Origin of the sequence: Psychromonas aquatilis (genome assembly GCF_038155185.1) — a bacterium.
Lineage (GTDB): Bacteria > Pseudomonadota > Gammaproteobacteria > Enterobacterales > Psychromonadaceae > Psychromonas > Psychromonas aquatilis.
Window position 1 is genome coordinate 1 of record NZ_JBAKAZ010000036.1, and the last position, 13,533, is coordinate 13,533.

Here is a 13,533-nt window from a genome sequence, read left to right on the forward strand (position 1 = left end):
AAGTCATTTTTTCTGCGTAAAATTTAGATCACTTATTTAATATAATTGGTATAATCTAATTGCATTAATGCTAATAAATCCTCGGAAACATTGGACTTCAAAAGATCAATTAAACAAATTAACCGTGTTATCCCCGGCTCATTTCCACACGTTTCTACTGATTGGGGAATCGGAATACTACCCATCAATGTTCCTGTATCACCTAAACGAGCTTGAATAGCTGCACTTTCAGCAGAGTTTTCAGGCGCTGGTGGATGAACAGGACCCTGCTCAGGCGCTGAGTAAACATGAGTACTACTTAACAAACCAGCGAAGATCGCCGCCATAGCAACTGATAATTTGGTTTTTTTTGCTATTCATCTTACTCTCCAATAATAAAGGGCATCAGGTTTAGCTTGTCTACCTATTAAATGCTTAATCAACTAATAAGCTTTTTAATTGCTCAATGCGTTTTTTATTAGCACCAAAATCTTTACGTCCAACACGAGAAGCAGATCTAAAATGTAATTGTTGATTATCAGTCACTCTCAACTCGAGGTCATCAACAAACCCAAACACACCAGAGGTGAATGTTGCAGCAATATAAGATTCTTCTGCTTTTACTATCTTGCCATCCATTGCTGCAATTGCCTTTTTAAGCTTTTCTATAAACACTGCTTTTTCTTCACTAAATAATAGAGGCACAATGGTCGCAGGATGGCCATTAATAGTTTCACTGATCACACAATTATCAGTCGTCTCACAGGCCTGTAAATGCCCTTCTTTTAATCCGGGTGCCTGACCTTTTTTAGAGACCATTCCCATCACAAAAAATGCGACAACAATAATCACAGCAATCGCAATCAGAATATAAAATAATTTATTCATATTAATTAACCTTGTTTTATCTACATTAAACTTCAATATGTATCTTGACTCTTAAAAGATCACAACCCTTTCAATATACGCTTTAATGTTTCCATTTAACTGATATTTCAACGTTTTTAGAAACGACTTTATATTGAAAACATTGCTATCTAAACACCTTAAATCAGTCTACTGAATAAGTAATAAGTCTTTCTTTTTATGCAGTCATCACTGCTTAATTTTAATGATTTTTTATGGAAAAATATTGTTCGTAAAAGACTCTAACAAACAAAAAATAGCGATACAATTCTAGGCTGATTCAATGCAAACATAAGATACAGCCTAACAATGATATTTTTATGTTGGAATAATTAATTTTTCTGACAAATGCTGCTTCATAAAACGATTGGCCTTCCAAATATTAGTCAAATTATCACCTGTGGTAGGATCTCTATGAGCATAAGGGAATGGGCCAAACTCGGGAGTAATCGTGAACGCTTCTTGTTTACGCGCTAACGCATTATCAATCACTTTCTGCCAACATTGAGTATGATTTATAAGGTGTTCTTGCCAACACGCTTGCTGAGGATCGGTTACCTGCGGTCCTTCTTCATAGCCCACTCGACCATGAATATGATGAACCGATTTAAATAACTTATCTAATCGTTCCTGTTGGTCTGTTAAATCAGATTCATGCACTACCATCCAATGACTTATATCTAAATTTAATTTTAATTCAGGTAATGCATCAATAATTTGCTCTGTCCCAAAGGTGCTAAAAGTAGGTCTAAAGCGGTGCGTTTCATGAGTGATAGTAATCCCATACTGTTGTTCTAATTCAAGTGCCGTTTTAAATAAAGTGAGGTTATCTTCCAAACTAAAGATATCTCGTCCAGTATGGCAGTTGATTAACTTAGGTGAAAATAACGAGGCATATTCGACTTGTTTCACCAGACTCGCTACATGTGCCTGTAGATCTTTTCCATCGGTTGCAATACCCGTTATGATATCTAAGCCTCTCGATGCATGTGCTTCAAGCGTTGCATCAAGATCAATATTATAAAAAGGTAAAAACAACTCTGTTCCTTGATAACCTTCATTCTGAATCACCGCTAAGTGATGGTTTAAGTCACTTACATTTGCACACTCTACTTCCCAAAGTGATTTATGAAAATTAAGCTTCATGTTGAGTCTCTCTTGTTAGCATTAGTAGGTTGATAGTATTAGCTATTGAGCTTAATTACCCTGCATTTTTACGGCCAAAGATCATTAAACTCAAATAAATAGAAATAGAATACCGTTATTATCTCATTATTTAATATTCCTATTTGGAAAAATAGATATTCGTTTTATTCAATATTAGAAATGTTGGGTTAAGGTTATATTTGTTAAATAAAAGTAAAGCCTACTCTATTTAAATTGACAAATACTTGAATTTATCAGCAAGGAAATGACCCATGTTATCAGCAGAGCAAATAAAACATTATAATGAGCAAGGCTTCATCGTAATGGATGAAGTAATTCCTCTAGATGAAATAGAAGCAATCAAAGCACGTGCCAATAAAATAGTTGAACAATGGGCTGAAGATAGCCCAGATCATGTATTTACAACCAATGATAATGATCGCAGTGATGACTCTTACTTCTTAGACTCTGCTGAACAGATTAAATGTTTTTTTGAGGAAGAAGCATTTAATGAACAAGGTCAATTAGTGCAAGAGCGTGCGTTATGCATCAACAAAATTGGCCATGCTTTGCATGAGCTCGATCCTGTATTTAGTGCTTTTAGTCATCAACAACTACTTGGTGATATCCTCTCCGATATTGGCATGGTCACGCCACAAATTCGTCAATCTATGTATATTTTTAAACAACCAAATATAGGCGGTGTTGTTAACTGGCATCAAGATGCTAGTTTCTTTTTTACCACCCCACAAAGTGTTGTAACCTTATGGTTTGCAGTTGAAGACGCAACGCTAGAGAATGGTTGTCTTTGGGTTGAACCTCGTGGACATTTAAGCCCATTACGTGAACGCTTTAATTTACAAGGTAAACAAACCACCATGGTGCAGTTGGATGATATGCCATGGCCAACGGAAAAAAGCGGAAAAAGCGTAGAGGTTAAAGCGGGTAGCTTAGTCGTCTTCCAAGGACAATTACCGCATTACAGTGCACCTAATCGCTCACCAAAATCTCGCCAAGCATTTACATTACATGTGACTGATGGTGAATGTGAATACGCAGCTGAAAATTGGTTACAAGCTAAAACATTACCCTTACGAGGATTTAATACCAATAAATAGTGCTCTACTTTACTTATTAAAGCAGCTCAATTTATGCCTTGAATGAAGCTGCTTTTACCGTGAAAATCTTAGACACGCTATTTAATGTAGCCGTTATGATCCTTAAATAAGGCTCAATATTAAAGCAAGTTTTGCAGCTTAACTTGATTTACTGACAATATGTGAAAAGGGTTAAGCTTTAAAGAGACTTAATAACTGTGTTCTTAACCAACTATGCGCATGATTTGTTTCACTACGCTGATGCCAAATCAATGAATAAACCACAGGCTCAGATGGACAAGGTAAATCGAGTTTAACTAGCCCTTTAGACTTTAAAGCTGAATCAGCCCAATTTTTAGTGGTTGTAAATACCAAGTCAGAATGGCAGCACAAACTTGTTGCTGCATTAAAGTCAGGCACTTGTGCTATTACATTCCTTTGAAAACCTAATTTAGATAAAGACTGGTCAAACATGGGTAACCCCAACTCATTATCTTTAACATGAATATGTTTACTATTTAAATAAGCCTGCTGATCCCACTTTTTTTGTAAAACCGGATTTTTATCGCGTACTAAACAAACCAATTCGTCTCGGTACAGTTCGTCAATATTCAGTTGATTGTTTAAGTTAATTTGTTGTCCAACGTCATGAGGAATAATCACAAAATCCAAGCGACCTTGGTTTAATTGCTCAATACTAATATTATCTTTAAACCAAGTATTAATTCTCATATTAGGCGCTTCATCTAATACTCTTTGCATCACTTTTGATAACACAAACTCAAAAGCACTTTCTTGCATCGAAAGGTTAAAACAGCCTTTATATTCTTTAAGATCAAACTCTAATGGGGAAAAGATTTCATTAATCGCATTAACCGCAATATTTAATTTAGGCTCTAATTCTTGTGCTAAGGGCGTTGGCATTAGACCGTGAGAAATACGATGAAATAAAGGGTCACTAAAAATATGTCTCAGTTGTGACAAATTTTTACTGATCGTCGACTGGCTTAAGTTCAACCTTATTGCGGCAGATGAAGCATTTCTTTCCTGTAAAAGCACCTGTAATGTGACTAATAAATTAATATTAATACGCGTTAACTGTGAAATTTCCATATTCTACTTCAACAACCTGATATTCAAATAAGTAAAATCGATTCTACAACCCATCCTCTTCTTGAACAATCAACATATGTAGCAAAGCTGAACATTTACTTTAGTGGTTTTTACAGTGATCACTATAACCTTTTATGATGACTGTTCCTCCCTAGTTACGCTTCTGCTGGTGAGGACTCAATCTGCTGTAATACTTCCACTGCTTTTGGAAACTGCTCTATATTAAATAGTTTATCTCTTACCTGCCAAAATCGTCCCACCTTATGCGCAATAACAATTTCAGGTGCTTGTAACCTATGTTCATTTTGAATCACTTTGGTTACCGAAGACTCGGTAAAAGGGCGAAAACGGTCAATCAAATGTGGTTGGATAAAGCGCTGTAAAAACATTGCTTTTTGCTTGGCCGTGGTTAATTGCCAAAACTCACTAATTTGCCCTTCTCCACCATAATAAGTTACTTTTAACTGGTTTTTACCGTGCTTATTTTTAGAGGCTTCAAGTTGTATATCATCACAGCGAATAATCATCGCATCTTTTAACTTTAATGCTTCGCGTAGTTTTTTATCGGGGTCGACTAATACAGCCTCACAGTGACCGCAGACGCGAGCAGCGATATCGTTATCTAATCCACACTGATCACAAAATTTAGCGCGAAAACGATAATCACAATGCACGCGCTCTTCAAATTTATTGCCCTGTTCATCTTCTGTTATTTTTAAAGAATACCCTTGGCATTTACGACCATAATGCTCAATCACAAAACCAGCAGGATCGACTTTACCCCAAAAGTTATTAGTGAACTGACAAGCAGGACAAGGAATACTCACAATTTCACTACCGCTCTCTGGCTTTTCTTGCCCCACTTCTGGTTGGTATAGATCGTAACAGTTCCCTGCAAACTCCATCACTAAACAATCTTTTTTACCTTCCGATAAACGCAACCCTCGCCCAACAATTTGTTGGTACAAACTAATTGATTCCGTTGGTCTTAAAATAGCGATTAAGTCGACGTGTGGTGCATCAAAACCTGTGGTTAAAACAGATACATTTACTAAGTACTTAATCTTTTTTAATTTAAAGTCCTGAATAATTTTATCGCGATCTTGGCCGGCAGTGTCCCCAATGATTAAAGCTGCACTTTGCTCTGCTAAATAACCCATGATTTCCTGAGCATGTTTTACCGTTGAGGCAAAAATCATAACGCCTTGGCGATCTTTGGCATGTGCTATCACCGACTTAATAATTTCTGGCGTCGCTCTACCGGACTTTTCGATGACTTTATTTAAGTCTGATTCTTTATATGAACCAGTATTCGCGGGTGATATTTGTGAAAAGTCATAACTTAATACCGCCATATCCATCACTTTAGGCTCAGTTAAAAACTTCTCATCTAATAAAAAACGGATTGGTAAATCAAAGATACAATCACGGAAAAAACGCGGGCTCTCACTACGCACTTGTCCTCGAGTATGGTATTGATAAATCCAGCCTAAACCTAAGCGGTAAGGAGTGGCTGTTAATCCTAAAACCTTTAACTTTGGGTTGATAGCTTGTAAGTGTTTAATCACTTTTTGATAACTTGAGTCGCCCTGCATTGGCACTCGATGACATTCATCAATCACCAATAATGAGAAAGCATCGTCGAATAAATCCAGGTTATTTACTATCGATTGAACAGAGGCAAAGACCACTTGCTGCGAGGTTTCTTTACGCCCTAATCCAGCTGAAAAAATAGATGCTTTAACACCATAACTTTCATATTTTGCATGGTTTTGTTCTACTAGCTCCTTAACGTGAGCAAGTACTAACACACGCCCTTTCGCTATCCTAGCAAGCTCTGCAATAATTAAACTTTTACCTGCACCGGTAGAAAGCGCTAATACGGCAGGCGAACTAAAGCGACGAAAATAATGTAAAGTTGCATTAACAGCATCTTGTTGATACGGACGGAGTGTAAACATAAAACCATCTTAGTGAGTTATAAAAAAGAAATACTTTAACATATTCAGGCCTGTTCTTTTTATTGATAGCAATGCTATTTATTCACGACGAATAATCACTTCCGCTTCCATAATCACCTGTTGTTGAAGTTGCACTTCAATAGCTTTTTTGACGGCATCTAAATTATCACTGGTTAGTGTTTCAGGGGTTACTAGTTTAACGGATACTTTAATCGGGCTAAGTGCATTTGCAGTGACTTCCCTTAAGGTTATTTTTCCAACTTGTTTGCCTTCAAGTTGCTGGATGATTGTTGCTTCATCAGCTAAACGCATAAAGCTAAAAACTAACGGTATTGAAACTAACGCAACGCCAATAAACGCAATCAGTAAGCCTTTTTTAGCACGAGTAAAAGGCGCATAACCTAATGCTAAAAAAGTTAACGCAGCAGCAAAGACAATCCCAGCTAAGTTAGTTAGAAATAATAATAAAGCACCCCACGCTACATGGTAATCTACCCAACCAATCCCAATGCCCGCCACTGATAAAGGCGGGACTAATGCCACCGCAATTGCAACTCCAGCTAAGCTTTTAGCAGCATCAACACGTGCATGCGCATAGGCTGCGGCAATACCTGAAATAACAGCGACGCCTAAGTCTAATAAGCTAGGACTTAATCTAGCAGCAATTTCAGGAGTAATGATTTCCATTGGAATAATAAAACTGGCAATCGATGAAAATCCTAAAGAAACTAATATGCCAATGCTCAAGGTTTTGGCACTGGCTGTTAACAGAGAGGAGTCTTGTCTGGTTAGCGCCATTGATAAAGACACAATTGGGCCCATCAGCGGAGCTAAAATCATTGCACCTATAATAACCGGTGCCGAACTTGCAAATAAACCAACACTGGCCAATAAAGTAGATAACGCCATTAATGTTAAAAATATTGCCGATGGAGTCGCATTATCCCTTAGTAATTGATACAGATCTTTAAACTCTTCGGTGGCCGCACGGGCAATAAAAGCCAAGGGTTTAGTGGCGATACCGGCTACTGCTTCACCAACCGGTAAATTACTCGTTTTACATTGTTCTTTATCGACACTCGATGTATCAATGATAGGTAATGACTCACCAACGAGCAATGTTAATACTTCGTTTTCCGTTTGTATTGATAGCGTCTCAGCCTGTACTTGCTGTCCATCTATCTGATAGTTTAAAGACTCTCCATTAGTAACAGTTAAGCCTTTTGTTTTAACTAACCCGAGAAAGCGTGGTAAAGCATAATATCGCGCTAACGTTGAAATAGTAATAAAGCGTAATAATTCAATAATGCTACGCGGTGCAATAACGATCGCATGAATCATACCGTCATTAATATGACTATTAGGCAAGATGTGCTTAGATAACCACGAATCATGGACATGAGCGGCAATAACAACCCCTAAAGCTGCGGTAGTAAATTGATTATTATTCGCTGTCGATATGGTTATTTTTTGTGGGCAAGCTTGACGAATTTTATTGGCATTTGTCCACGCTAATTTAATCCTATCAATTAAGTTTAAACTTTTTGCACTAGGTAGTAGATTAAAACTCTCACCAAAAACTAACTCACTCAATAAAATGCGTCCGTTACACCTTACTAAACTAACTTGTTTAGGCTCACTTTGTTCAGCTCCCTTTATCGCTAACTCGAGATTACTTTGACCGCAAAAACCACGTTTTGCATAAATGGATTGAGGATGAGGTAAAATAGCTAATTGCCACCCCCCTTCTATTGCAGCCTCAATAACATCAGCCGCTTGTTGGTCATTAACATAAGCATAAACTCGTGTTCCTTCATTAAATTGAACTTGATGCTTTTCCCACGCTCTAGGTAACACCGCCTCTTCGAATAGGGGTAACACTTTATCTGCAATTTTATCTTTTTCTTCAATATCAAAAAGTAAAAAACTATCGGACATAATCACTCTCTTTACACTAAATTAGAAGAAAACATATTGGTTTTATAATACGGCAAGATACAAACCCAGCAACTAAAAATTACAAACAACAAGAACAGAGAAAAGAAAACAAGATATGAAAGGAACAACTGTTGCTAGATAAGTAAACAAGTTTGAAATAGATTGTATTACGAGGAGGAGGCAAGAGTTAACAGCAAAATGTCATTAAAACAGGTTACTGTTAACACTGTAGGCAAGTTAATCTTGTAATTGCTTACTTACATCTGAAACGATGCTTTTAGGATTACTCAAGTATTGAGCATGGTTTAATAAGACAGCGTTATCATTGTGTACTAATAATAAAGCAGGAAATGCAGCTGTTCCCATAAACTCTTGAAGCTCACTAATATCCGACTGTACAAACATCGCATCTTTGCTTAGTTCTTCTTTGAATACTTTGTTTGGAATCGATAACTTCAACTCTTCTGATAATTCAAAGAAATCTATTTTTTTACCTAATGAATTACCTTCAACAAAATGCTCATGTTGCATCGCTTGTAACACAGGCAAAAATTTATCCGACTGCTTAGTCGCTAGCCAGGTTAATAAGTTGGCACTGATAATACTGTTTTTAGGGCTGTCTACAAAACGCATATATTTCTGTGAAAAAGTGACATCGCTTTCTCGTTCAACGGATTTAATCGTATTGAAACCAACACTATTACCACCATCATAGTTTGCACAATGCCAAGCATGTATTTCCATTTCTGGAAAAGCTTCACTCAATGCGACCACCAATGGTGTTGCTGCATAACTCCATGGACAATGAGAGTCGTAAATAAAATATAGTTCTGAACTCATATATACTACCTTACTCGATTTTTATTGCTCGAGTTCTAAATTAATCTGGGTACAACCTTCACTGCATTGTACGCCACTTTCGCCTTCGCTAAGTACCGTTAACGTTAATGGCTTATCACAGGCATCACAAAGTACTGTCTGCCCTTTAGCAATGCGTTTTATTAGGTTACGCTGCTGGTTAAATGAGTCAGCAGCAGTTTTGTTAATTTGAGAGAAATCTAATTTAGTCATATTGATACCCATTCACTAGAAATACAATTAAGAGAGATCTAAGTTTGCTAATCGTTTCGGTGCAATTAATCCATCATCATTCATTTGCCCAACACCAATAAAGGTTTTTTGCTCGCCTACTGTGATCCTAACAATTGTATTGTCCGGTGCACCAAAGACCTGTACTGGTTGACCATGCAATACGTAAGCGCCCATTTCATCTGAAATGTTCACTTCTGGATAATTTTTTACTGCTGTATCCATCTCTAATAACAACGGATCTAATAAATCGTATGGGCTAATATCTTCTGTTTTAGCTTTTACAATTAACGCTTCCAATTCTTCAATAGTCACCATACGTTGATATGGGTAGTCGGCAACTTGCGTACGACGCAACATAGAAACATGTGCCCCACAGCCTAATAACTCACCTAGGTCATCAACAATAGTGCGAATATAAGTCCCTTTACTAACGTGTATATCGAGATCAACTTCATTACCTTCAAAGCGTAATTGGTTAATTTCATAAACAGTAATAGGACGAGCAGGACGATCGATGGTGATCCCTTCACGTGCATATTTATATAGTGGTTTACCTTCGAATTTCAAGGCTGAATACATAGAAGGTACTTGTTCAATATCACCACGGAACGTATCCAGTGCAATATCAAGTTGCTCCTGCGTAACCGATACAGGCTTTTCACAAACCACATCACCCTGTGAGTCGCTTGTGTCTGTTCTAACGCCTAGCGTTGCGGTTACTGTGTAGCGTTTATCTGAATCTAATAAAAACTGCGAAAACTTAGTCGCTTCGCCTAAACAGACAGGTAACATACCGGTTGCAAGCGGATCTAATGCACCAGTATGTCCTGCTTTTTGTGCAAAGAAGATACGTTTAACACGTTGTAATGCATGATTGGAACTGATGTCCGTAGGTTTATCTAATAAAACGATGCCATTAATCGGGCGACCCTTTCCACGTTTTGCCATTACTATGCTTCCTCTTCTTGATCTTCTTCACGACCAGCTTCTTTTAATTTCACTTTATCGTTTTTAACTGCACCACTAACCAATTCAGAAATACGTAAACCTTCAGTTAATGTCTCATCAAAAGTAAAACGAATTTCCGGTACAATACGTAAACGCATTGCTTTTCCTAATAAACGACGAATGTAACCAGAAGCGGCATTTAAGCCTTTTAATGATTCTTCATTTGTTTGATCACCAATCGTTAAAAAGGTGACAAATACGGTTGCGTAAGCTAAGTCACGCGTAATATCAACACCAGATATGGTTACCATACCGATGCGAGGATCTTTAACTTCTTGTTGTAAAATTCGAGCAAGCTCTTTTTGTACTTGCTGAGAAACACGAGAAGTACGGCTATATTCTTTTGCCATTTTTAACTCCTAAAATGACGCTCTTTAAGCGTCAATAAATACCAATTATAATAATAAATAAGACTAGTTTACTGCTCACATTCACTTGCTTAGCTGCCTCTTTTAAAACAGCCTGTCAGACTAAGGTTAAAAAATTAACCTATCAACATAAGCCTTAGCTTATCTCTATAACACAGTAAAAATAATCAATATAACTATGGATTATACATTTAATGCAATGGGTATAAATAAGAATGGAGGCAAAAGCCCCCATTAATAGTAATTATTTAAAACTGAAATTATAAAGAACGTTTAATTTCAACAGTTTCAAATACTTCGATTTGGTCGCCAACACGTACATCGTTGTAGTTCTTAACACCGATACCACATTCAACACCGTTACGAACTTCGTTTGCATCATCTTTAAAGCGACGCAGTGACTCAAGTACACCTTCGTAAATAACCACGTTTTCACGTAGTACACGAATTGGATTATTACGCTTAATAGTACCCTCTGTCACCATACAACCAGCGATAGCGCCAATCTTAGGTGATTTAAATACTTCACGTACATCAGCAATACCTGTAATTTCTTGTCTGAACTCAGGTGCTAATAAACCACTCATCGCAGAGCGAACTTCATCAATTAGATCATAGATGATGCTGTAGTAACGTAATTCAACCGCTTCATTATCAATTAGTTTACGTGCAGATGCATCAGCACGTACGTTAAAGCCGATAACGATAGCACCAGAAGCAGAAGCAAGTGATGCATCAGTTTCAGTAATACCACCAACACCACGACCAATGATGTTAACTTTAACTTCATCAGTAGATAGTTTGTTTAGTGACTCACAAATCGCTTCAAGTGAACCTTGAACATCAGACTTAAGTACAACATTAAGTTCAGATACTTCACCCGCTTCCATGTTAGAGAACATGTTTTCAAGTTTCGCTTTCTGTTGACGAGCTAGTTTAATATCACGGAATTTACCTTGACGGTATAATGCAACTTCACGTGCTTTCTTCTCATCTTTAACCACTGTCGCTTCATCACCCGCTTCCGGAACACCTGATAAACCAAGTACTTCCACAGGAATTGATGGACCAGCAGATTCAATCGGCTTACCATTTTCATCACGCATTGCACGAACACGTCCGTACTCAAGACCACATAATACGATATCGCCTTGTTTAAGTTCACCTTGTTGTACCAAGATAGAAGCAACTGGACCACGACCTTTATCAAGACGAGATTCAATAACAACACCAGATGCAGGACCAGTAGATACTGCTTCTAAATCTAACATTTCAGCTTGTAGTAGGATGCTATCTAATAGTTCATCAACACCTGTACCTACTTTTGCAGATACGTATGAGAAGATGTTTTCACCGCCCCATTCTTCTGAAATAACGTCATGTTGTGAAAGTTCCGTTTTAACACGGTCAAAATCAACACCTTCTTTATCGATTTTATTCACAGCAACCATTAATGGTACACCAGCAGCTTTAGCATGTTGAATCGCTTCAACAGTTTGTGGCATTACACCATCATCTGCTGCAACTACTAAGATAACGATATCTGTTGCTTTAGCACCACGTGAACGCATTGACGTAAATGCCGCGTGTCCAGGAGTATCTAAGAACGAGATCATACCTTTATCTGTGTCTACGTGGTAAGCACCGATATGTTGAGTAATACCACCGGCTTCACCGTCAGCAACTTTTGCACGACGAATGTAGTCAAGTAATGATGTTTTACCGTGGTCAACGTGACCCATGATAGTAACAACAGGCGCTCGAGATGTTTTAGCACCACCTTGTTGCGCTTCAGCTAGTACTGATTCTTCTAACTCATTTTCTTTTGTTAAAATAACTTTGTGACCCATTTCTTCAGCAACGATAGTTGCAGTTTCTTGGTCAATCACTTGGTTGATAGTTGCCATTGCACCCATCTTCATCATGACTTTAATTACTTCAGTTGCTTTAACAGCCATTTTATTTGCTAATTCTGCAACTGAAATTGTTTCACCAATTTTAACGTCACGTTCAACTTTAGCAGCTGGTTTCTCAAATGCTTGTTGAAGTGCAGAAGGTGTTGCTGTTGAACCTTTCTTACCACGACGATTATTACGGTTGTTACGACGTGAGTAAGGTGTTTCAAGTGGCTTATCCGCAACTTTCTTTTTCTTTTTACGGTGAGTTGTACCTTCAGCTTTAGCATCTACCGAATCTTCAGCCGCACGAGCTTCTGACGATGTAGTGATATGGTAATCAGCACCTTCAGCTGCTTTACGGTCAGCTTCTTCTTTTGCCCAACGAGCAGCATTTTCTTCTGCTAGTTTTTTAGCATTTTCAGCTTGTAATGCAGCTTCTTTTTCAATTTTAGCTAGCGCTTCAGCTTCTGCTTTTTTCTGTAAATCAGCCGCTTCTTTTTCTAAACGTATTTGCTCTTCTGTTTTTACAGATTTAGTCGCTGCTTGTTTTTGCTTATTTGCTGCTGCAGCTGCTTTTGCTTTTTCTTCCGCTTCTTTCTTAGCCGCTAGTTTTTCTGCTAATGCTTTTTCAGCTTGTTCTTTTTTAGCGTCTAATTCAGCTTGAATTTGAGCTTCTTTTTCAGCTTTTGCTTGTTGCTCAGCCGCTTTTTCAGCTTGCAGTTCTTCGTCTGTACGCTTAACAAAAGTACGTTTCTTTCTAACTTCAACATTAACTGCGTTAGATTGACCTTTAACATTTAACGTTGATTTAGTTTTACGCTGTAAAGTCATTTTTTGTTTTTGCTCACCACCATGTTGCTTTTGAAGGTAAGACGTTAATTTTTCTTTTTCTTCAACACTTACTTTATCGCTAGCTTTTTTAGTGATACCTGCCGCTGCAAACTGCTTAACTAAAGCATCTTCAGATTTATTTAAATCTTTTGCGAGGTCTTTTAATAGAATTTCTGACATTATTTATTTCTCCATA

Annotated in this window: 12 protein-coding genes; 1 reads left to right on the plus strand and 11 read right to left on the minus strand. The window is 37.6% G+C overall.

The window, feature by feature from the left end; all coding sequences use genetic code 11:
- Positions 1-32 precede the first annotated feature (32 nt).
- From V6256_RS10150 to V6256_RS10160, 3 genes are all read right to left on the minus strand, one after another.
- A complete protein-coding gene (locus V6256_RS10150; protein WP_341598099.1) occupies positions 33-326 on the minus strand; it encodes a hypothetical protein in 294 nt (97 codons plus the stop codon).
- An 88-nt stretch (positions 327-414) separates the two neighbouring features.
- Positions 415-867 (minus strand): DUF1499 domain-containing protein, encoded by a 453-nt coding sequence (locus tag V6256_RS10155; protein WP_341598100.1) that lies wholly within the window; start codon positions 865-867, stop codon positions 415-417.
- A gap of 336 nt (positions 868-1,203) precedes the next feature.
- Entirely contained in the window at positions 1,204-2,031 is an 828-nt protein-coding gene (locus tag V6256_RS10160; RefSeq protein ID WP_341598101.1) for a sugar phosphate isomerase/epimerase family protein, read from the minus strand.
- Between the two features lie 272 nt (positions 2,032-2,303).
- On the opposite strand from V6256_RS10160, the gene V6256_RS10165 reads away from it, so the two are divergent.
- Positions 2,304-3,149 carry a phytanoyl-CoA dioxygenase family protein gene (locus V6256_RS10165; RefSeq protein ID WP_341598102.1) on the plus strand — a complete coding sequence of 282 codons (846 nt, stop codon included), beginning with the start codon at positions 2,304-2,306 and terminating at the stop codon, positions 3,147-3,149.
- A gap of 171 nt (positions 3,150-3,320) precedes the next feature.
- On the opposite strand, the gene V6256_RS10170 is transcribed toward V6256_RS10165, so the two are convergent.
- The 8 genes from V6256_RS10170 to infB all read right to left on the minus strand — a co-directional run bounded on the left by V6256_RS10170 (position 3,321) and on the right by infB (position 13,517).
- Positions 3,321-4,241, minus strand: coding sequence for a LysR family transcriptional regulator (locus V6256_RS10170; RefSeq protein ID WP_341598103.1), 921 nt, complete (start codon positions 4,239-4,241; stop codon positions 3,321-3,323).
- Positions 4,242-4,396: 155 nt separating this feature from the next.
- Entirely contained in the window at positions 4,397-6,202 is a 1,806-nt protein-coding gene (gene radD, locus V6256_RS10175) for a DNA repair helicase RadD (protein WP_341598104.1), read from the minus strand.
- A gap of 78 nt (positions 6,203-6,280) precedes the next feature.
- Positions 6,281-8,140 carry a TIGR00341 family protein gene (locus tag V6256_RS10180; protein WP_341598105.1) on the minus strand — a complete coding sequence of 620 codons (1,860 nt, stop codon included), beginning with the start codon at positions 8,138-8,140 and terminating at the stop codon, positions 6,281-6,283.
- Positions 8,141-8,377: 237 nt separating this feature from the next.
- Positions 8,378-8,980, minus strand: a complete 603-nt coding sequence (locus tag V6256_RS10185) for a protein-disulfide isomerase (RefSeq protein ID WP_341598106.1) — start codon at positions 8,978-8,980, stop codon at positions 8,378-8,380.
- Positions 8,981-9,001: 21 nt separating this feature from the next.
- Complete coding sequence (locus V6256_RS10190) at positions 9,002-9,211, minus strand: hypothetical protein (protein WP_341598107.1); 210 nt, start codon at positions 9,209-9,211, stop codon at positions 9,002-9,004.
- A 27-nt stretch (positions 9,212-9,238) separates the two neighbouring features.
- Positions 9,239-10,180 carry a tRNA pseudouridine(55) synthase TruB gene (truB, locus tag V6256_RS10195; protein ID WP_341598108.1) on the minus strand — a complete coding sequence of 314 codons (942 nt, stop codon included), beginning with the start codon at positions 10,178-10,180 and terminating at the stop codon, positions 9,239-9,241.
- Positions 10,181-10,182: 2 nt separating this feature from the next.
- Positions 10,183-10,590, minus strand: a complete 408-nt coding sequence (gene rbfA, locus V6256_RS10200; RefSeq protein ID WP_341598109.1) for a 30S ribosome-binding factor RbfA — start codon at positions 10,588-10,590, stop codon at positions 10,183-10,185.
- Between the two features lie 278 nt (positions 10,591-10,868).
- Positions 10,869-13,517, minus strand: a complete 2,649-nt coding sequence (gene infB / locus V6256_RS10205) for a translation initiation factor IF-2 (protein WP_341598110.1) — start codon at positions 13,515-13,517, stop codon at positions 10,869-10,871.
- Between the last annotated feature and the right edge of the window lie 16 nt (positions 13,518-13,533).

What these genes read in the sequence shown, in the direction of transcription:
- V6256_RS10150 (WP_341598099.1), bottom strand. Translation starts at nt 326, where the DNA reads ATGGCGGCGATCTTCGCTGGTTTGTTAAGTAGTACTCATGTTTACTCA.
- V6256_RS10155 (WP_341598100.1), bottom strand. Translation starts at nt 867, where the DNA reads ATGAATAAATTATTTTATATTCTGATTGCGATTGCTGTGATTATTGTT.
- V6256_RS10160 (WP_341598101.1), bottom strand. Translation starts at nt 2,031, where the DNA reads ATGAAGCTTAATTTTCATAAATCACTTTGGGAAGTAGAGTGTGCAAAT.
- V6256_RS10165 (WP_341598102.1), top strand. Translation starts at nt 2,304, where the DNA reads ATGTTATCAGCAGAGCAAATAAAACATTATAATGAGCAAGGCTTCATC.
- V6256_RS10170 (WP_341598103.1), bottom strand. Translation starts at nt 4,241, where the DNA reads ATGGAAATTTCACAGTTAACGCGTATTAATATTAATTTATTAGTCACA.
- radD (WP_341598104.1), bottom strand. Translation starts at nt 6,202, where the DNA reads ATGTTTACACTCCGTCCGTATCAACAAGATGCTGTTAATGCAACTTTA.
- V6256_RS10180 (WP_341598105.1), bottom strand. Translation starts at nt 8,140, where the DNA reads ATGTCCGATAGTTTTTTACTTTTTGATATTGAAGAAAAAGATAAAATT.
- V6256_RS10185 (WP_341598106.1), bottom strand. Translation starts at nt 8,980, where the DNA reads ATGAGTTCAGAACTATATTTTATTTACGACTCTCATTGTCCATGGAGT.
- V6256_RS10190 (WP_341598107.1), bottom strand. Translation starts at nt 9,211, where the DNA reads ATGACTAAATTAGATTTCTCTCAAATTAACAAAACTGCTGCTGACTCA.
- truB (WP_341598108.1), bottom strand. Translation starts at nt 10,180, where the DNA reads ATGGCAAAACGTGGAAAGGGTCGCCCGATTAATGGCATCGTTTTATTA.
- rbfA (WP_341598109.1), bottom strand. Translation starts at nt 10,590, where the DNA reads ATGGCAAAAGAATATAGCCGTACTTCTCGTGTTTCTCAGCAAGTACAA.
- infB (WP_341598110.1), bottom strand. Translation starts at nt 13,517, where the DNA reads ATGTCAGAAATTCTATTAAAAGACCTCGCAAAAGATTTAAATAAATCT.